The following is an 18,802-nucleotide window of genomic DNA, read 5'->3' as shown; positions in this document are numbered from 1 at the left end:
CTGGGATCTTTTGTGTTCGGTGGTCTACTAGCTACTGGGTCGTTGCCGGTGAGCTTCGGGATGTTCTGCGTACCAACGCTGTTCGATACCGCGCACCCGCCGATGCTCGACATACAGCCACAGCAGGCCGACGATGAGGAAGGCCGCCGAAAGCGACCCGAATACCAGGCCGGTGCTGTGGTGGTTCGACGCATGCGCGGCCAGGCCTCCAACGAAACACGCCAGCGCCACGCCGATGACGATCAGCGCGGGCATGTTCTTGGTGTCGGTCATCGACTCGCCGGCGTGCGGCCGGGTCGTCCTCGCATGGTCGACGGGATCTTTAGGACTCTTCATGGGTGCTCCTTTCGCCACACCTCTGCCCGTTTTCCAGGGATATATCCACGGTAGAACCGGCGACCCCGTCCGACGGCGAATTCCCCATCACTGCTGGGGCGGGTATTGGTGGGCCCGGAGCAGACCGGCGAGGTGTGCGGCATTGCGTGCCGCGGAAGCCGTCGCCTTGGCCACCGGCTCGGGGACCTCGTCGAGGTCGTCGTAGTTGGTGGTCTGCATCGCTTCGCCGTTCCAATACGTGTTCGCCTGAGCCGCGAACGAAAAGCCGACGTCGTTGAGCCCCTGGGCGCAGTCGGCGAAAACCTTGTGCGCACCGTCTTCGTTGCCGACGACCGAGACGATGGCGACCTTGCCGTACATGATCGGCCGGCCCTCGTCGTCGGTGTTGGACAGCTCGGCGTCGAGGCGTTCGAGCACGCGCTGGGTGATGCTGGACGGGTGGCCCAGCCAGACCGGGGTCGACAGCAGCAGAATGTCGGCGTCGAGGACGCGCTGCCTGATCTTGGGCCACTCGTCGCCGTCGCCCATGTCGGCCTCGACGCCGGGGGCGATCGAATAGTCGGCGCATCGCAGACTGTCAGTTTTGACTCCGTGGCTGCGCAGTTGTTGGCAGACATGTTCGGCCATCAGTTCACTGCTCGATTCGGCCGGGCTGCGCTTCAGGCTGCACACGAGTGCAACGGCGGTGAGGGGACGTTCTGAATTGCCCGGCATTGCATCGTCTTTCGGTCAGGGCATGGCGATGGATGGCACGCTCCCAACGAGGGCCAACAGCATCGCGGCCATCAGGAACCAACCCGCCCCCTGCCACGGCCACGTGATGCCGTTCTGCCGCCAGATTCGATAGGTCCGGACGAACGCTCGAACTGCGCCGTACAACAAGATCAGCGGTGCGCCGAGGGCGAGAAGGGTACGTTGCGGTGCACCACAGGCAGCCGTGTCGAAGGTCGCGCCGCCACAGGTGCTGACCCAGACGGTTGCGACAACCAGGAACACGACCGCAGCCACGGCCACACCGACGCTGAACCGGACTGCGTCGAACACACCGTCGCGGCCGCGGGCTTCGTCGTGGCGCAAGTCTTCGGTACTGCGGTACACGGATAGCTAATTCCCCTGGTTACAGAGGGATAAACCTTCCGTATCGATGACTTGGACGACGGCCTGTCGTCGGTTCGCCGCGACCATTGGCTGTAGCTATGCCCGGTCGGAGCCGTCCAGGTGATGGTGCCGTCGGCCAACTTTCTGGGATACGGGTTGTGGCATTCTTCGCCCCAGCCGCCCTTGCCCGTTCGCGGGCCTCCCGCAGGATCGCAATATATGGGGGCCATTCCGTGCATCTTGTAGTCCCCCTCGCCCCCGAGGGTGACCTCGGCGCGGCCATCAATCACACGATCCGGCCGGGCTGGTCTTCCCCAGCCGCCCTTGTCCACATCAGACAAGTGCGCCATCGCGATGATCAACTTCGCATTATTTTCCGCGGCGAACGCGGCCGCGTGCTCCACCGCCCGCAACGACGTGGATCGGTTATAGCCCCGACCCGCGTGGCCTCCACAGTCTTGTGCCCCAGTCGCGCCGTGTTCTCAGTAAGCGTTTGTAACCTGGGCGTTTTTGCTTCCTGCAAGCTTGCGCAGGTGAGGGGCTGAAGGATCCTCGCCGATTTTTTCGCGTCTGACCAAGCCGGCGTAGAACGTCTTGATCAGGTGATGGGTGCGAAAGTGGAAAGAACACTTCACGAGGACGTGGCGGCGCGCCCCCGCGGACACATCGGCAGATCGGTTGCTAGCTATTCCGCCTCGACGATCTCGTCGCGGTACCGCTCGAACAGTGCTAGGAATTCGCCTCGCTCGACGTCGCCGACGCCGTTCTTCGCTAGCGCCGCATCCGACGCTTCCATATTCGTTTCCCATTCGACGTTGGTGATCCGGAGTCCGCTATGAGATGTCTTCATGTCGCGGCCGATGTAATGGCACGGCCCACCGCTTAGCGCACACATCTGGTCGACCAAGAGCTGGCGGCTGCGAATGACCGAGTCCTCGCTGCGGCCACCGAAGAAGCGAGCGAACGCGGGGTCACCATGCAAGATAGCGAACAGATGATCGATGGCGGCGGCGATCACATCGTAGCCACCCATCCTCTGATACAGGGATGTCTCCGACTGGGGCATGTCGCCTCCAATGAGGGATGGAACCGATGGCGCTTATCATAAGGTCGCGAATGACCCGACACGCCCAACATCGTCGGCACACCGGACCAAGCACATTTATCTAGACATGGGTATGGCAGTACAGCTTGGTGTTCGACGGATGCGTCGACCCGTAGGGATAGGGCGCGGTGTGGATGCTCCACTGCAGTGTCAAGTGCCATTTCTGGTCTAGCTATAGCTAGATCGGCCTGGAGTGCTCGATAGAGCTCGCGGACTACTGCTCGTTTGAGGCAGCGGATGATCTCCTTCTTGGTCTCAACTTCTTGTGTTGCGCCGCATCCGAACAAGCCTCGAACACACCTTCGGCGCTACTGAGAATCTCCGACACGCCAGCGAGCTATCCACGAGCCCTGGTTGTCGGGCCGCGGACCTACCATTCGCCTCGTGACGGGCACCAGGGCGAAGGTGTACGCGGCCGTCGGCGTCATATCGGGAGTGGCCGCTCATCTAAGCGGCCTCAGCGCGCCTAGCAGCCTGGCCGTCGGACTCGTCGCGCCGGTTCTCCTCGCCGCCGCGCCGCGTTTCCTGCTGGCCACCGTCAGGGGCGCCTTCACGGCGAGCCCACGAGAGGCCAGCCCGACGTCGGCAATGTCGGGCATGGAGTTCGAAGACCACGTCGCGCGGATCGCGAGGTCGTGCGGAGTCCCGGTGATCATGACGGCCGTGACCGGCGACTGGGGCGTCGACCTTGTGCTCGGATACCGGCCCGAACGCCTTGCCGTGCAATGCAAACGGCAATCACGACCGGTCGGCGCGGGCGCCGTCCAGGAGGTCGTCGCGGGTGCGCCGATGCACGGCTGCACGAAGACCATGGTCGTCACCAACCACGAATTCACACGGGCAGCAATCAAACTCGCGGAGTTACACGGCTGCGAGCTTGTCGGCGGATCGGAACTGCCGCGACTGCGATCGATCGTCCGACGACTTACTGAGCCGTCGGCGCCGACGGCACCCTAGCCGAGCGCTTCGCGCACCGCCGCAACCGCCTCGTCGATCTCGGCGTACGACACGATCAGCGCCGGGCGGAACCGGACACTGTCCGCCCCACTGGCGAGCATCACGACCTGGCGATCCCAGAGTTTGCGGATCAAGTCGTCACGCTGCTCTCCCGACGGGAGGCTGAACGCCCGCATCAACCCTCGGCCGCGGACGTCGCGCACCGACTCGGGGAACTCGGCAGCCAACTCCTCCAGCCGGGCGTGCAGATAGCGGCCCGCCTCGGCGGCGTGCTCCATCAGACCGTCGGCTTCGATGACCTCGAGGATGCGGCGGGAGCGAACCATGTCCACCAGATTGCCGCCCCAGGTCGAGTTGATCCGCGAACTGACCGCGAACACGTTGTCGGCGACCTCGTCGACGCGGCGCCCCGCCATCACACCGCACACCTGCGTCTTCTTGCCGAACGCGACGACGTCCGGCGCGACGCCCAATTGCTGGTAGGCCCATGCGGTTCCGGTCAGCCCGCAGCCGGTCTGTACCTCGTCGAAGATGAGCAGCGCGTCGAACTCGTCGCACAGCTCGCGCATCGCCGCGAAGAACCGGGGACGGAAGTGCCGGTCGCCGCCCTCACCCTGGATCGGCTCGGCGATGAAGCAGGCGATGTCATGCGGGTTGGCTTCGAACGCCGCCCGCGCCTGCCGCAGCGACTCGGCCTCCACGGCGTCCATGTCGGCGTCGGGTCGGATGTACGGAGCATCGATGCGCGGCCAATCGAACTTCGGGAACCGCGCGACCTTGTTCGGGTCGGTGTTCGTCAGCGACAGCGTGTAGCCGCTGCGGCCGTGGAATGCGCCGCGCAGGTGCAGAACCTTGGTGCCAAGTTCGGAGCCCGCACGCGAGGAGGACGAAGAGACGATAGCGCGCGCCTCGTTGTGCCTGCTCTTCCAGTCGAACGCCACCTTCAGCGCGTTCTCTACCGCCAGCGCACCTCCGTCGACGAAGAACAAGTGCGGCAGCGCGGGGTCACCGAGTACACGCGCGAAGGTGTCGACGAAGCGCGCCATCGGGACGCTGTACACGTCGGAGTTGCTCGGCTTGTTCACCGCGGCCTGCGCCAGCTCGGCGCGGAATGCCTCATCGCCGGCCAGGGCGGGATGGTTCATGCCAAGCGCGGAGGACGCGAAGAAGGTGAACATGTCGAGGTAGCGCTCGCCGGTGCGGGCGTCGACCAGGATCGAGCCGGTCGAGCGCTCGATGTCGAGCACGAAGTCCAAACCGTCAGCGAGAATGCTGCGGCTCAGCACCTCGCGCACGTCGGCGGGGCCGATCGCGTGGACGGCGGCTGTCTTTTGGGCAGGGGTCATCACAGCGGTCATGACGCCCATCCTAACAACTTTTTTACGGTCTAACTACCATTTGACCGGAACATTTACGGGATATGGTCGCGTCCTGCGTAAAAAGTCTGTAGGATGATCGTGCTTCGGGTGCGGACATTGGCCGCAGTCCGAATTTGTTGCAGCAAGTCTTCGAGCGCCCGCGCCGACTCGACACGCACGAGCAGGACATAGCTCTCATCGCCGGCCACCGAGTGACATGACTCGATGGCCTCGATGTGTTCAAGCCGGGTCGGCGCATCATCAGGCTGAGAGGGATCGAGAGGAGTGATGGCCACGAACGCCGAGAGCAATTGCCCGACGGCTTCGGGGTTGATCCGGGCCGAGTACCCGGTCACCACGCCCCGAGCCTCGAGTCGTCGCACCCGCGACTGGACGGCGGACACCGACAATCCCGCGGTTGCGGCGAGCTGGGCCAGCGTGGCCCGACCGTCCGCGACGAGTTCGCGTACCAGTATCCGATCGATCTCGTCGAGCGGTTCGCTCATGGCCGCACTGTATCCGAGCAGGTGGGCGAAATGAGCAAACCAATTGAGACGTGGCAGCTGCGCGAGAAATTCGCCGCCGCGCTGTCTCGCATGTACGGCGCCGAGGTGCCTGCTTACACAACACTCGTCGAAGTCAGCGCCGAGGTGAACCGCGAACTGGGTGAAACACACCGGGTCACGGCCGAACGCCACGGCGCGATCCGCGTCGGCAGTCCGCGCGAGCTCGCCGATGTCGCCGAGCTGTTCGCGGCGTTCGGGATGTACCCGGTCGGCTTCTACGACCTGCGCGACGCCTCGCCGCCGGTGCCGGTGGTGTCCACAGCGTTCCGGCCGATCGACGCGGATCAGTTGAACCGCAACCCGTTCCGGGTGTTCACGTCGATGCTGGCCACCGCCGACACGCGGTTCTTCTCCGCCGACCTACGCGGGCGGGTCGAGCGGTTCATTGACGAACGACGGCTCTTCGACCCCGCGCTGATCGCAGAGGCCAGGCGCATCGCCGAAGCGGGAGGCGCCGCGCCCGAGCGCGCCGAGAGCTTCGTCGCCGACGCGGTGGCCGCGTTCGCGCTTTCGCATGAGCCGATCGACCGCGGCTGGTACGAGGAGCTGACCGCGATCTCCGCTGTCGCCGCCGACATCGCAGGGGTCACGACAACGCACATCAACCACCTCACGCCGCGTGTCCTCGACATCGAGGAGCTGTACCGGCGGATGACCGCGCGCGGCATCACGATGACCGACGCGATTCAGGGTCCACCGCGCTGGCACGGTCCCGATGTGCTGTTGAGGCAGACATCGTTTCGGGCGCTCGCGGAGCCGAGGCGATTCCGGGAGGCCGACGGCAGCGTCGCCGACGGCACGCTGCGGGTGCGGTTCGGCGAGGTGGAGTCGCGCGGCGTCGCCCTCACTCGTGAAGGACGGCGACGCTATGACTTGGCGATGGCCACCCCGGACCCGGCGAAGTCCTGGGGCGACTACTTCCCCACCACCCACCCCCGCATGGCGTCGGCCGGCCTGGCCTATTACCACGGCGGTGACCCGTCGAAACCCGTTGTCTACGAAGACTTCCTGCCCGCTTCGGCGGCCGGGATCTTCCGGTCAAACCTCGATACCGATGCGCAGAAGGCCGACGGTGAGGAAGATCGGAACTGGGACTACAACGCCGATTGGATGGCGGGACAGATCGGGCACCACATTCACGATCCCTACGAGCTCTACGAGAAAGTCGCAACATCATGACCAGCGTTCAGACATCACAGCTTCCGACGGCCGAGCACCTTCGCAGCCGGGCCCGCGACGCACTGCAGGCGGTGGGCTCGCGCGTCGAACTGGGTGAACCAGGCGAGCACGGGGTGCACGCCAGCACACCCATCACCGGCGACGTGCTGTTCACCGTCACGGAGACCACGCCGGAGCAGACCGATGCCGCCATCGCCGAAGCGGCGCAGGCGTTTACCACATGGCGGACGACGCCGGCTCCAGTGCGCGGCGCGCTCGTGGCGCGGCTCGGTGAGCTGCTCGTCGAGCACAAGGACGATCTGGCGGCACTCGTCACCATCGAGGCCGGGAAGATCACCTCGGAGGCCCTCGGTGAGGTCCAGGAGATGATCGACATCTGCGAGTTCGCCGTCGGGCTGTCGCGGCAGCTGTACGGAAAGACCATCGCCTCCGAACGTCCCGGCCACCGGCTGATGGAGACGTGGCATCCGCTCGGCGTCGTCGGCGTCATCACCGCCTTCAACTTCCCCGTCGCGGTGTGGTCGTGGAACGCCGCGATCGCGCTGGTCTGCGGCGACACCCTGGTGTGGAAGCCGTCGGAGCTGACGCCGCTGACGGCGCTGGCGTGCCAGGCGCTGGCCGAACGGGCGGCCGACGACGTGGGCGCGCCGCGCGCGGTCAGCCGGCTCGTCATGGGCGGCCGCGAGGTCGGCGAACGCGTGGTCGACGACTCACGGGTGGCACTGCTGAGCGCCACGGGTTCGGTGCGGATGGGCCGCCAGGTCGGTCCGCGGGTGGCAGAGCGCTTCGGCCGGGCGCTGCTGGAACTCGGCGGCAACAACGCCGCAATCGTCACTCCGTCGGCGGATCTGGAGTTGGCGGTGCGGGGCATCGTGTTCTCTGCCGCGGGCACCGCGGGCCAGCGCTGCACGACGCTGCGACGGCTCATCGCGCACCGTTCGATCGCCGACTCCCTTGTCGAGCGGATCGTTTCGGCGTACCGGCAGCTGCCGGTCGGCGACCCGGCAACCGACGGCACCCTCGTCGGACCGCTCATTCACGAAACCGCGTACCGCGACATGGTCGGCGCGCTGGAGCGGGCCCGCGCCGAGGGCGGCGAGGTCTTCGGCGGCGAGCGCCACGACCTCGGCGACAACTCGTACTACGTCGCGCCGGCCGTAGTGCGGATGCCCGCGCAGACCGAGCTGATGCACACCGAGACGTTCGCGCCGATCCTCTACGTGCTCACCTACGACGACCTCGACGAGGCGATCGAGCTGAACAACGCGGTCCCGCAGGGGCTCTCGTCGGCGATCTTCACGCTCGACGTGCGCGAGGCGGAGCGGTTCATGGCCGCCGACGGTTCGGACTGCGGCATCGCCAACGTCAACATCGGCACCTCGGGTGCGGAGATCGGCGGCGCGTTCGGTGGCGAGAAACAGACCGGTGGCGGCCGAGAGTCCGGTTCGGATGCGTGGAAGGCCTACATGCGCAGGGCGACCAACACGGTCAACTACAGCTCAGAGCTGCCCCTGGCCCAGGGCGTGCACTTCGGCTAGGTCGTCTCCAGCGCCTTTGCGCAACCGTCGAGCACCGCGAGAAAGTTCCAGCGCAGCAGTCGCGAGCTCACCGCCTCGAACGCTTTGCCGCCCGTCCACGCCGGATGGGTGTAGGCGGTCACCCAATCGACGTGTGTGCCCTCGGCGGTCGGGGTGAATGTCAGCGTGCCGCCGTCATGGTCGAAGGCGGGGAACGAGCGGAGAATCAGATACGAGTAGCTTCCCGGCGCGTCGTAGGACGTGTACTCCTCGCGGAACCACATGCCTGCGCCGGTGACGTTCCGCACTGCGCCTGCCGCGGGTCCCGATGACCCCTTCGCGTACTTGGCGCTGAGGACCAACGGCGCCTTGGTGAGGGCGGCTGGGTCTGCCAGCCAGTCGAAGACCCGTTCCTGCGGCGCAGCGATCGTGCGCTCGACGTGAAGCTGGACCACGGCGTCAATCTACGCGGGCAACCTGCACGGCTGTTGTACACGCGCAAATTAGAATGGCGGGGTGTCAGAACCCAGGCGGCGGCTGTCCCCGGAGGACCGGCGCAGTGAGCTGCTGGCGCTGGGAGCCAAGGTGTTCGGCGAACGGCCGTACGACGATGTCCGGATCGACGAAATCGCCGAACGGGCAGGCGTGTCGCGCGCGCTGATGTATCACTACTTCCCCGATAAGCGGGCATTCTTCGCCGCGGTGGTGAAGGCGGAGGGCGACCGGCTTTTCGAGGCCACCAACACCCCTGCGGTTGCGGGCGACACACTGTTCGAACAGCTGCGCGCAGGCGTGCTGGCCTATCTGCATTACGACGAGCAGCATCCGCACGGCGCGTGGGCGGCCTACGTCGGCCAGGGCACCTCCGATCCGGTCCTTCGCAACATCGAGGACACCGACAACGAGCGTCAGGTGAACCGGCTGATGGACCGGCTGAACAGGACACTCGGCGGCGACCTCGATTCCAAGGTCGAACGCGACATCCGCATCACGATGTACGGCTGGCTCGCCATGACGATGGAGATGTGCAGGCAGCGCATCATGGATCCGTCGATCGACGCAGGCCAGATCGCGGACACGTGTGCGCACGCACTGCTGGACATGGTCGGCCGGGTGCCGGGTATCCCGGCAGCGCTCAGCGAGGCGGTCGCGCCCGAGCAGCGAGGTAGATGATCGTCGGCCAAGACGCCCGGCTTTTGTCGGTGCCTGTTGGCACCATGGATACGTGAGTTCTATTCAAGACCCGCTCGGCCGGTTCAGCCCGCTGACCCGCGAGTGGTTCAACGGCACCTTCGCGGCGCCGACCGACGCCCAGGCACAGGCCTGGTCGGCCATCGCCGACGGCGACAACACGCTGGTCATCGCGCCGACCGGGTCCGGTAAGACGCTGGCCGCATTCCTGTGGGCGATCGACCGGCTGGCCGCCGAGCCTGCGCCCGCCGCGGCCGGCACCCGCGTCCTGTACGTATCGCCGCTCAAGGCGCTCGCCGTCGACGTCGAACGCAACCTGCGCACGCCGCTGACCGGCGTCACCCGCATCGCCGAGCGGCATGGCCGCCCGGCGCCCGAGATCAGCGTCGGCGTCCGCTCCGGTGACACGCCGCCGGCGCGGCGGCGCGAGCTCATCGCCAAGCCGCCGGACATCCTGATCACCACGCCGGAGTCGCTGTTCCTGATGCTGACCTCGGCCGCCCGCGACGCACTGGCCACGGTGCAGACCGTCATCGTCGACGAGGTGCACGCCGTCGCGGCGACCAAACGCGGCGCCCATCTGGCGCTCTCGTTGGAGCGGCTCGATCAACTGCTCGAGAAGCCGGCGCAGCGGATCGGGTTGTCGGCGACGGTGCGGCCGCCTGAAGAGGTGGCGCGCTTCCTGTCCGGGCAGGCGCCGACCAGGATCGTCGCCCCACCGGCGGCCAAGACGTTCGACCTGTCGGTGCAGGTGCCGGTTCCCGACATGGCCAACCTCGAGAACAACTCGATCTGGCCCGACGTCGAGGAGCGCATCGTCGACCTGATCGAGGCGCACCGCAGCTCGATCGTGTTCGCCAACTCGCGGCGACTGGCCGAGCGACTCACCTCGCGGCTCAACGAGATTCATGCCGAACGCCTCGGCATCGACGTGCCGACGGGACCAAACCCCCAGGTGGGCGGCGGATCCCCGGCGCACATGATGGGCAGTGGACTGGCTTCCGGCGCCGCGACGCTGCTGGCCCGCGCCCACCACGGCTCGGTGAGCAAGGAGCAGCGCGCGCAGGTCGAGGATGACCTCAAAACCGGCAGGCTGAAGGCCGTCGTAGCCACCTCCAGCCTGGAGTTGGGCATCGACATGGGCGCGGTCGACCTGGTGATCCAGGTGGAGACGCCGCCGTCGGTGGCCAGCGGGTTGCAGCGCATCGGCCGGGCGGGCCATCAGGTCGGCGAGATCTCGCAGGGCGTCCTGTTCCCGAAACACCGCACCGACCTGATCGGCTGCGCGGTGACGGTCCGGCGGATGCTGTCCGGTGAGATCGAGACCATGCGGGTGCCGGCGAACCCGCTCGACGTGCTGGCCCAACACACGGTCGCCGCGTGCGCGCTCGAGCCGCTGGACGCCGACCTCTGGTTCGAGGCGGTGCGCCGGAGCGCGCCATTCGCGACGCTGCCGCGCAGCGCGTTCGAGGCGACGCTGGACCTGCTGTCGGGCAAGTACCCGTCGACCGAATTCGCCGAGTTACGTCCCAGGCTGGTGTACGACCGCGACGCGGGCACTCTCACCGCACGGCCTGGCGCGCAGCGGCTGGCGGTCACCTCCGGCGGCGCCATCCCCGACCGCGGCCTGTTCACCGTCTATCTGGCGTCCAGCGCGGACACCGAAAAGCCCTCGCGGGTGGGCGAACTCGACGAGGAAATGGTCTACGAGTCGCGGCCCGGCGACGTCATCTCGTTGGGCGCCACCAGCTGGCGGATCACCGAGATCACCCATGACCGGGTGCTGGTCATCCCCGCGCCGGGCCAACCGGCCCGGCTGCCGTTCTGGCGCGGCGACGGTGTCGGCAGGCCCGCCGAGCTGGGTGCGGCGATCGGCGCGTTCACCGGCGAGCTGGCAGGCCTTGGCCGCGACGACTTCGCCGGACGTTGCGCCGCAATGGGATTCGACGACTATGCGACCGATAATCTGTGGCAGCTGCTGAACGATCAGCGCGAAGCCACCGGCACGGTGCCGACCGACGCCACCTTCGTCGTCGAGCGGTTCCGCGACGAACTCGGCGACTGGCGGGTGATCCTGCACTCGCCGTACGGGCTTCGGGTGCATGGTCCGCTGGCGCTGGCGGTATCGCGACGGCTTCGTGAGCGCTACGGGATCGACGAGAAGCCGACGGCCTCCGACGACGGCATCATCGTCCGGTTGCCGGACACCGAGGACGCGGCGCCCGGCGCCGACCTGTTCGTGTTCGACGCCGACGAGATCGAGCCGATCGTCACGGCGGAAGTGGGCGGTTCGGCGCTGTTCGCCTCCCGATTCCGCGAATGCGCGGCCCGCGCACTGCTGCTGCCGCGACGCCATCCAGGCAAGCGGTCGCCGCTGTGGCACCAACGACAGCGTGCGGCACAGCTGCTCGACGTGGCCCGTAAGTATCCCGACTTCCCGATCGTGCTCGAGACGATCCGCGAGTGCCTGCAGGACGTCTACGACGTGCCGACGTTGACCGAGGTGATGAACAAGATAGCCCAGCGCAGGCTGCGGATCGTCGAGGTGGAGACCCGGACACCGTCACCGTTCGCGGCGTCGCTGCTGTTCGGTTACGTCGGTGCGTTCATGTACGAAGGCGACAGCCCACTGGCCGAGCGCCGTGCCGCGGCGCTGTCGCTGGACAGCATGCTGCTGGCCGAGCTGTTGGGCCGCGTCGAGCTGCGCGAGCTGCTCGACCCGCAGGTGATCGCCAGCACCGGCGCGCAGCTGCAGCACTTGAGCGAGGACCGGGCGGCCCGCGACGCCGAAGGTGTCGCCGACCTGCTGCGCCTGCTGGGGCCCCTGACGGAGGCCGAGATCGCGGAGCGTTGCACCGCCGAGGATGTCGGCGGCTGGCTGGAAGGCCTGCGCGAGACCAAGCGCGCGCTGACGGTGTCATACGCCGGGCAGAACTGGTGGGTGGCGATCGAGGACATCGGCCTGCTGCGCGACGGCGTCGGGGTGGCGGTGCCGGTCGGTGTGCCCGCGATCTTCACCGAAGGCGTTGCCGATCCGCTCGGAGAACTGCTCGGCCGGTACGCCCGCACCCGCGCCCCGTTCACCACGCATGATGCAGCGACTCGGTTCGGACTGGGTCAGCGTGTCGCGGCAGATGTGTTGGGCCGGATGGCCAATGACGGCAAGCTGGTGCGCGGAGAGTTCACCGACACGGCAGAGGCAGGCGACCAGTGGTGCGACGCGAGCGTGCTGAAAATCCTGCGGCGGCGGTCGTTGGCGGCGCTGCGGGCGCAGGTCGAACCGGTCAGTACGACCGCATACGCCAAGTTCCTTCCCGCCTGGCAGCAGGTGGGTGCGGAGCGCGCCTCCGGTATCGACGGTCTCGCGTCTGTGATCGATCAACTGGCAGGGGTGCCGATACCGGCATCGGCGATCGAGCCATTGGTGTTCTCTACGCGCGTTCGCGACTACCAGCCGGCGATGCTCGACGAATTGCTGGCCTCGGGCGAGGTGATGTGGTCAGGGGCGGGCACGATCGGTAACGGTGACGGCTGGATAGCGTTCCACTCCGCCGTATCTGCGCCGTTGACGCTGGCCCAACCGACCGAGATCGATTTCACCGACACCCACCGCGCAATCATGGAGATTCTCGGCTCCCCCGGTCAGGCTGGCGGTGCGTATTTCTTCCGTCAGCTCTGCGGGCCCGACACCGAGCAGTTCAAACAGGCTCTGTGGGAACTGGTTTGGGCCGGATGGATCACCGGTGACACGTTCGCGCCCGTGCGGGCGATTCTCGGCGGCACCGGCAGGCGATCGGCTCGGCCCGCGCACCGCCAGGCGAAGCGGCCGCCGCGGCTGAGCCGCTACAGCGTCGCCCACGCACAGACACGCGCATCCGATCCCACCGTGGCGGGACGCTGGTCCGCGCTTCCGGCCGCTGAGCTGGATTCCACTGTGCGAGCCCACTTCCAGGCCGAGTTGCTGCTCAACCGGCACGGCGTGCTGACAAAGGGTGCCGTTGCAGCCGAAGGCCTCCCCGGCGGATTCGCCATGCTCTACAAGGTGCTCACCGCGTTGGAGGACGCGGGCCGCTGCCAACGCGGCTACTTCGTCGAGTCGCTGGGCGGCGCGCAGTTCGCGGTCGCGTCGACAGTCGATCGGCTGCGGTCGTATCTCGACAGCGTCGATCCGGAACGGCGGGAGTACCAGACGGTGGTGCTGGCCGCAGCCGATCCCGCCAACCCGTACGGCGCGGCGCTGCCGTGGCCCGAAAGCGCCCATCGGCCGGGGCGCAAGGCCGGGGCGTTGGTGGCGCTCGTCGACGGACAACTCACGTGGTTCCTCGAGCGCGGCGGACGCACGCTGCTCACGTTCACCGACGACGCCGAAGCCCACCACGCCGCGGCCGGGGCCCTCGCTGACCTGGTCGGCCGGGGCCGCGTGCAGTCCCTGCTGGTCGAGAAGGTCAACGGCGAGCCCGTGCTGACACCGGATGCGGCGGGCAACCAGGCCGCCGTCGTGGCCGCGCTGACGGGCGCCGGCTTCGCCCGCACTCCACGGGGTCTCCGACTGCGCTGACAGTCGGCTTTCTAGAGTGCTGGCATGGGCTTTCGCACAGCGGTGACCGAGATGTTCGGCATCGCCCATCCCGTGGTGCTGGCCCCCATGGGCGACGTCGCAGGCGGCGCGCTGGCGGCGGCCGTTTCCGAGGGCGGCGGCCTTGGTTTGCTCGGCGCCGGCCGGGGAGACCCGGGATGGCTCACGCGTGAGTGCGAGTTGGCGCGGACCGGCACGCGCAAACCATGGGGTATCGGCTTCCTGTCCTGGGCCATCGATTCGGCCGTCGTGGACGCGGCGATTTCGCAGTCGCCCGCGGCGATCATGCTGTCGTTCGGCGACCCCGCGCCGTTCATCGATGCGATCAAGGCCGCAGGCATTCCGGTGATTGTCCAGGTCACCGACTTATCCGAGGCCCGTCGAGCGCTCGATGTGGGGGCGGACGTCGTCGTCGCGCAGGGCTCTGAGGCCGGTGGCCACGGCGGCGGACGCGCAACTCTGCCCTTCGTGCCGGCGGTGGTCGACATCGCAGGACCGGTTCCGGTGCTCGCCGCAGGCGGGATCGCCGACGGCCGCGGACTGGCTGCCGCGCTTGTGCTCGGCGCAGCCGGAGCCCTCATCGGAACGAGGTTCGAAGCCACGCACGAAGCGCTGATCACCGCGGAGGCCGCGAAGGCGATCACCGCTGCCAGCGCCGAAGACACCACGGCGGGACGAGCGCTCGACGTCGTCCGCGACTCGCAGTGGCCCGCGCGGTATCCGGCACGGACGCTGCGCAACAGGGTCACCGAGACCTGGCAGGGACGCGAGGCCGAGATCGACGACGCGACGAAGGCGGCGTTCCGCTCGGGGGTCGACCGCGGCGACCTCGACTATCTGCCGATCTGGGCGGGTGAGGCGGTGGACATGATCACCGGACAGGACAGCGCTGCAGCGCTTGTCGGTCGCATCTCCCGCGAGGCCGAGCAGGCCATCGCCACCGCGGGCGGCCGCCATGAGTGACCGCATCACCACGCCGTTCGGCTTCGAGTCGACGGCGGCCGAGGTCATCGAAGGGGTGGACCTGACCGGCAAGTCGGCGATCGTCACCGGGGCGTCGTCGGGCATCGGCGTCGAAACTGCTCGGGCGCTGGCTGCGGCGGGGGCGGCGGTCACCCTGGCTGTCCGCAACGAACTCGCGGGTGAGCGCGTCGCCGCAATGATCCGTGACAGCGCCGGCAACCACGGCGTCACCGTCGGCTCCGTCGACCTCAGCGACCTGTCCAGCGTCGCGGCCTTCGTCCGGGCATGGACCGGACCGCTCGACATCCTGGTCAACAACGCAGGCGTGATGGCGGTACCCGAGCTGACGATGGCACCAAACGGGCACGAAATGCAGTTCGCCACCAACCATTTGGGGCACTTCGCGCTCACGGTCGGACTCCACCTCGCGCTCGCCGCCGCGGGCGGTGCCCGCGTCGTTTCGGTGAGTTCGGGTGGGCACAAGCGCTCACCGGTGGTATTCGACGACATCGACTATGCGTTTCGCGACTACAACCCGTTCAGCGCTTACGGACAGTCCAAGACAGCCAACGTTCTTTTTGCCGTTGAGGCCACGACACGCTGGGCCGCCGACGGCATCACGTCGAACGCGCTGATGCCCGGCGCGATCTTCGACACCCGACTGGGGCGTCACGTCGACGCGGGTCATGCGGCTTCGGCGATGAAACAAATCAAGCTCAAGTCCGTTGAGCAGGGGGCGGCGACGTCGGTGCTGCTGGCGGGGTCGCCGTTGCTCGACGGCGTCGGGGGTCGGTACTTCGAGGACTGCAATGAGGCGCGCGTCGTCGACCGGCGAGGTGAGCCGGGCACCGGCGGCGTCGCCGTCTACGCTGTCGACCCGGCCAATGCCGAACGGCTCTGGGACGTCTCGCTGGAAATGATCGGATAGCGATGCCCGAAGGTGACACCGTCTTCCACACGGCGGCAAAGCTGCGCGAGGCGCTGGTCGGTAAGACGTTGACGCGCTGCGATGTCCGGGTGCCCCGCTACGCCACCGTCGACCTGACCGGAGAGCGGGTGGACGAGGTCGTCAGCCGCGGCAAGCACCTGTTCATCCGCGTCGGCCGAGCGAGCATTCACTCGCATTTGAAGATGGACGGTAGTTGGTGGGTCGGCAGCATTGACCGGCCGAGTCGCGCGGGCCACCGCATCCGCATCATTCTGGAGGCCGGTGATGTGCAGGCGGCCGGCATCGATCTCGGCGTCCTGGAGATCCTCGAACGCACCGAGGACGAGGACGTCGTCGCTCATCTCGGACCCGACCTGCTCGGCCCGGATTGGGACCCTCGCGTCGCTGCAGCGAATCTGGCCGCGGATCCCGACCGGCCGCTTTCGGAGGCGCTGCTCGACCAGCGGGTGATGGCAGGCGTCGGGAACGTCTACTGCAACGAACTGTGCTTCCTGTTCGGGCACCTGCCCACGGCGCCGGTCGGTTCGGTGAAGGATCCGCTGCGGGTGGTGCAGCGGGCCCGCGACATGTTGTGGCTGAACCGGGCCCGCTTGATCCGGACGACAACCGGGGACACCAGGCGAGGGCAACAGGTCTGGGTGTATGGACGGGCCGGGGAGCCGTGCCGCCGATGCGGCACGACCATTCGGACCGACAACAGCGGCGACCGAATCACTTTTTGGTGCCCGAACTGCCAGCGCTGAACATCGCCGAAACGGAATTCCAGCAGAGGAAATTCGACGAGTATCGCTCTGCTGGAATTCCGTTTCGCGCGTACGGGTGTCAGACCTAGGGCAGCGCCAGCTTGACGATCTTGCGCACCACGGTGGCGAACTGCTTGGGTAGCGACCCACTGTTGTAGGGAATGCCGTACCGCTTGCAGATCTCCTGCACCTCAGGCGCGATCTCGGCGTGGCGATGCGCGGGGACGTCGGGGAACAGATGGTGCTCGATCTGGAACGACAGGTTGCCGCTCAGAATGTGAAACAGCTTGCCGCCGGTCAGGTTTGCCGATCCGAGGATCTGGCGGAAGTACCAGCCACCGCGGGTTTCGGCCTTGGTCTCCTCGATCGAGAACTCCTGCACATCGTCGGGGAAGTGGCCGCAGAAGATGATCATGTAGGACCAGATGTTGCGCATCAGGTTGGCGGTCATGTTGCCCGCGAACACCCATGGCGCGAACGGCCCGGCCAGTAACGGGAACGCCACGTAGTCCCTCAGCGTCTGCTTCCTGGTCTTGTGCCAGATCGCCTCGAGGATGTCGCGCTTGTCGGCGACGGAGATCTCGCCGGCGCGGATCCGCTCGGTTTCCAGCTCGTGCAGCGCGACGCCGTACTGGAACAGCACCATCAGCAGGAACGCGTACACGGGGTTGCCGAGGAAGTACGGCGTCCAGCGCTGGTCCTTGCTCATCCGCAGGAGGCCGTAGCCGACGTCGCGGTCCATGCCGACGATGTTGGTGTAGGTGTGGTGCATGTAGTTGTGCGAATGACGCCACTGGTCGGCAGGGCACGCGGTGTCCCACTCGAACTTCTTGCTCGCCAACGCAGGATCGCCGGTCCAGTCGTACTGGCCGTGCATGACGTTGTGGCCGATCTCCATGTTGTCGAGGATCTTCGACAACCCCAGCATCGCGGTGCCCGCGAGCCAGAAGGGCGGGAAGATGCCGCCGAAGAGCAGTGCCCGTCCGGCAACCTCCAAACCGCGCTGGCCCTTGATGATCCGGCGAATGTAGGTGGTGTCGCGCTCGCCGAGGTCGGCGATGACGCGCTCTTTGAGGGCGTCGAGCTCGCGGCCGAACGCCTCGGCCTGTTCGGGGGTCAGAGTGACGGTCTTTCCTGCGACCTTCTTCTGAAGGGTCTTCTGCTGCGTGATGGTTGGTGCAGTCATGATTCTCCTTTCCTAGAGGGCGATCTCGACGTCGCCGACGGGGGCGGACACGCAGATCTGCACGTCCTCCTCATCGGTGCTCGATACCGTCCCGGTGATCAGATTGCGTACCGCGCCGCGGGTCTTGCGACGGGTGCAGCTGTGGCAGATGCCCATGCGGCATCCGCTCTCGGGGGTGAGTCCGGCGTCTTCGGCCTGCTGCAGCAGCGGCCTTCCGTCGTCGGTGGTCTCTACATCGCTGTCGGTGAACGAGATTCGGCCGCCGGTTGATTCGGCGGGGGCGCTGAAGGTGGGCGGGACGAAGCTTTCGGATCGTGCGTCGGGGCAATGCGTGCGAACCGCGTCCACCAGCGCCTGCGGGCCGCATACGTACACCGCGTCCGGCTCGGGCATGGCAACCGCCAAGTGGTCGGCGTCGAAGTAACCGGTCACGTCGCCCGCTCCGTCGCGGGTGTATCCGTGCAGCACACGGACACCGGTCATCGTGGCGAGCTCGTCCGCGTAGCAGGCTTCGTCGGCGCTGCGCGCGTAGTGCACGAAGGCGATCTCTCCTTCGAATCCCCCGGCTCGCAGGGTCCGCAGCATCGACATCACCGGTGTGATGCCACTGCCGCCGGACACCAGAAGGATGCGGCGGGGAAGGATTGCGGGCAGCGTGAAGTCGCCGCCGACGGAGTCAAGGCCGACGATCATGCCCGGGCGGGCGTGGTCGCAGAGGTAGCTCGACACCAGCCCGCCGTCGTGGCGGCCGATCGTCAGCTCGATGGCCTGCGCGCTCTCGGCGCTCGCGGGCGAGTAGCAGCGGGTGCGACGACGCCCGTCGATCTCGACGGAGAGGTTGATGTGCTGGCCGGCGCGGAAGCCGGTGAACGCACGGTTCGGTTCCAAGGTCAGCGTGACGCTGCGCGGGGTCTGGCGGCGCACCGCGACGACCTTCGCGCGGGCCTCGCCGGTTGTCCAGGTGGGGTCGACTAGCTCGGTGTATCGGTCCACGCCGTGGGGGCCGGTCAGCAGCTCCAACAGGGGCGACCGTCGCGCTCGGCGTGTCAAAGTTTGAGTGAACATGTGTATACCGTGC

General features: G+C 67.2%; 17 protein-coding genes. 8 read left to right on the top strand and 9 right to left on the bottom strand.

Annotated elements, in window-relative coordinates; all coding sequences use genetic code 11:
- Positions 1-27: 27 nt before the first annotated feature.
- From usfY to QOC76_RS01095, 4 genes are all read right to left on the bottom strand, one after another.
- On the bottom strand, positions 28-336 hold the full coding sequence (gene usfY, locus QOC76_RS01110; protein WP_526353276.1) for a protein UsfY: 309 nt from the start codon (positions 334-336) through the stop codon (positions 28-30).
- Between the two features lie 87 nt (positions 337-423).
- On the bottom strand, positions 424-1,050 hold the full coding sequence (locus QOC76_RS01105) for a flavodoxin family protein (protein ID WP_526353274.1): 627 nt from the start codon (positions 1,048-1,050) through the stop codon (positions 424-426).
- Positions 1,051-1,065: 15 nt separating this feature from the next.
- Positions 1,066-1,413 (bottom strand): hypothetical protein, encoded by a 348-nt coding sequence (locus QOC76_RS01100; RefSeq protein ID WP_526353300.1) that lies wholly within the window; start codon positions 1,411-1,413, stop codon positions 1,066-1,068.
- A 706-nt stretch (positions 1,414-2,119) separates the two neighbouring features.
- Positions 2,120-2,500 (bottom strand): group I truncated hemoglobin, encoded by a 381-nt coding sequence (locus tag QOC76_RS01095; protein ID WP_526353272.1) that lies wholly within the window; start codon positions 2,498-2,500, stop codon positions 2,120-2,122.
- 423 nt (positions 2,501-2,923) lie between these two features.
- On the opposite strand from QOC76_RS01095, the gene QOC76_RS01090 reads away from it, so the two are divergent.
- The gene (locus tag QOC76_RS01090) at positions 2,924-3,496 is read left to right on the top strand and encodes a restriction endonuclease (RefSeq protein WP_526353269.1); all 573 of its coding nucleotides are present in this window, start codon (positions 2,924-2,926) and stop codon (positions 3,494-3,496) included.
- Here the strand turns inward: QOC76_RS01090 and lat are convergent.
- Positions 3,493-4,842, bottom strand: coding sequence for an L-lysine 6-transaminase (gene lat, locus QOC76_RS01085; RefSeq protein ID WP_526353298.1), 1,350 nt, complete (start codon positions 4,840-4,842; stop codon positions 3,493-3,495). The two genes, QOC76_RS01090 and lat, sit on opposite strands and share 4 nt — an antisense overlap.
- Before the next feature lie 65 nt (positions 4,843-4,907).
- Positions 4,908-5,360, bottom strand: coding sequence for an Lrp/AsnC family transcriptional regulator (locus QOC76_RS01080; protein ID WP_526353267.1), 453 nt, complete (start codon positions 5,358-5,360; stop codon positions 4,908-4,910).
- Between the two features lie 30 nt (positions 5,361-5,390).
- On the opposite strand from QOC76_RS01080, the gene hglS reads away from it, so the two are divergent.
- Both hglS and amaB read left to right on the top strand, forming a co-directional pair.
- Positions 5,391-6,599 carry a 2-oxoadipate dioxygenase/decarboxylase gene (gene hglS / locus QOC76_RS01075; protein ID WP_526353265.1) on the top strand — a complete coding sequence of 403 codons (1,209 nt, stop codon included), beginning with the start codon at positions 5,391-5,393 and terminating at the stop codon, positions 6,597-6,599.
- Positions 6,596-8,137: an L-piperidine-6-carboxylate dehydrogenase gene (amaB, locus tag QOC76_RS01070; RefSeq protein ID WP_526353263.1), complete on the top strand. Its 1,542-nt coding sequence runs from the start codon at positions 6,596-6,598 to the stop codon at positions 8,135-8,137. The genes hglS and amaB overlap by 4 nt, the downstream gene beginning before the upstream one ends.
- On the opposite strand, the gene QOC76_RS01065 is transcribed toward amaB, so the two are convergent.
- A complete protein-coding gene (locus tag QOC76_RS01065) occupies positions 8,134-8,571 on the bottom strand; it encodes an SRPBCC family protein (protein ID WP_526353261.1) in 438 nt (145 codons plus the stop codon). The two genes, amaB and QOC76_RS01065, sit on opposite strands and share 4 nt — an antisense overlap.
- Positions 8,572-8,632: 61 nt before the next feature.
- Here QOC76_RS01065 and QOC76_RS01060 point away from each other — a divergent pair, with 61 nt between their 5' ends.
- Genes QOC76_RS01060 through nei2 form a run of 5 tightly spaced genes read left to right on the top strand, consistent with a single transcriptional unit; the run spans position 8,633 to position 16,538 of the window.
- On the top strand, positions 8,633-9,289 hold the full coding sequence (locus QOC76_RS01060) for a TetR/AcrR family transcriptional regulator (RefSeq protein ID WP_526353259.1): 657 nt from the start codon (positions 8,633-8,635) through the stop codon (positions 9,287-9,289).
- Positions 9,290-9,341: 52 nt separating this feature from the next.
- Positions 9,342-13,865 carry an ATP-dependent helicase gene (locus tag QOC76_RS01055; protein ID WP_526353257.1) on the top strand — a complete coding sequence of 1,508 codons (4,524 nt, stop codon included), beginning with the start codon at positions 9,342-9,344 and terminating at the stop codon, positions 13,863-13,865.
- A 24-nt stretch (positions 13,866-13,889) separates the two neighbouring features.
- Positions 13,890-14,846 (top strand): NAD(P)H-dependent flavin oxidoreductase, encoded by a 957-nt coding sequence (locus QOC76_RS01050; protein WP_526353255.1) that lies wholly within the window; start codon positions 13,890-13,892, stop codon positions 14,844-14,846.
- Entirely contained in the window at positions 14,839-15,774 is a 936-nt protein-coding gene (locus QOC76_RS01045) for an SDR family NAD(P)-dependent oxidoreductase (RefSeq protein WP_526353253.1), read from the top strand. Before QOC76_RS01050 ends, QOC76_RS01045 begins: the two co-directional genes overlap by 8 nt.
- A gap of 2 nt (positions 15,775-15,776) precedes the next feature.
- A complete protein-coding gene (gene nei2 / locus QOC76_RS01040) occupies positions 15,777-16,538 on the top strand; it encodes an endonuclease VIII Nei2 (protein WP_526353251.1) in 762 nt (253 codons plus the stop codon).
- A gap of 85 nt (positions 16,539-16,623) precedes the next feature.
- On the opposite strand, the gene QOC76_RS01035 is transcribed toward nei2, so the two are convergent.
- Positions 16,624-17,724, bottom strand: a complete 1,101-nt coding sequence (locus QOC76_RS01035) for a fatty acid desaturase family protein (protein ID WP_526353249.1) — start codon at positions 17,722-17,724, stop codon at positions 16,624-16,626.
- A gap of 12 nt (positions 17,725-17,736) precedes the next feature.
- A complete protein-coding gene (locus QOC76_RS01030) occupies positions 17,737-18,789 on the bottom strand; it encodes a ferredoxin reductase (protein WP_526353247.1) in 1,053 nt (350 codons plus the stop codon).
- Positions 18,790-18,802 lie beyond the last annotated feature (13 nt).

Source organism: Mycobacterium sp., from assembly GCF_032159565.1.
Taxonomy (GTDB): Bacteria; Actinomycetota; Actinomycetes; order Mycobacteriales; family Mycobacteriaceae; genus Mycobacterium.
The sequence above is the reverse complement of the archived record's forward strand: the minus strand, read 5'-3'. Positions and strand labels throughout refer to the sequence as shown.

Coding starts and splice junctions, on each gene's coding strand:
- hglS (WP_526353265.1), top strand. CDS start 5,391: ATGAGCAAACCAATTGAGACGTGGCAGCTGCGCGAGAAATTCGCCGCC.
- QOC76_RS01045 (WP_526353253.1), top strand. CDS start 14,839: ATGAGTGACCGCATCACCACGCCGTTCGGCTTCGAGTCGACGGCGGCC.
- QOC76_RS01095 (WP_526353272.1), bottom strand. CDS start 2,500: ATGCCCCAGTCGGAGACATCCCTGTATCAGAGGATGGGTGGCTACGAT.
- QOC76_RS01105 (WP_526353274.1), bottom strand. CDS start 1,050: ATGCCGGGCAATTCAGAACGTCCCCTCACCGCCGTTGCACTCGTGTGC.
- amaB (WP_526353263.1), top strand. CDS start 6,596: ATGACCAGCGTTCAGACATCACAGCTTCCGACGGCCGAGCACCTTCGC.
- QOC76_RS01080 (WP_526353267.1), bottom strand. CDS start 5,360: ATGAGCGAACCGCTCGACGAGATCGATCGGATACTGGTACGCGAACTC.
- lat (WP_526353298.1), bottom strand. CDS start 4,842: ATGACCCCTGCCCAAAAGACAGCCGCCGTCCACGCGATCGGCCCCGCC.
- usfY (WP_526353276.1), bottom strand. CDS start 336: ATGAAGAGTCCTAAAGATCCCGTCGACCATGCGAGGACGACCCGGCCG.
- QOC76_RS01050 (WP_526353255.1), top strand. CDS start 13,890: ATGGGCTTTCGCACAGCGGTGACCGAGATGTTCGGCATCGCCCATCCC.
- QOC76_RS01030 (WP_526353247.1), bottom strand. CDS start 18,789: ATGTTCACTCAAACTTTGACACGCCGAGCGCGACGGTCGCCCCTGTTG.
- QOC76_RS01035 (WP_526353249.1), bottom strand. CDS start 17,724: ATGACTGCACCAACCATCACGCAGCAGAAGACCCTTCAGAAGAAGGTC.
- nei2 (WP_526353251.1), top strand. CDS start 15,777: ATGCCCGAAGGTGACACCGTCTTCCACACGGCGGCAAAGCTGCGCGAG.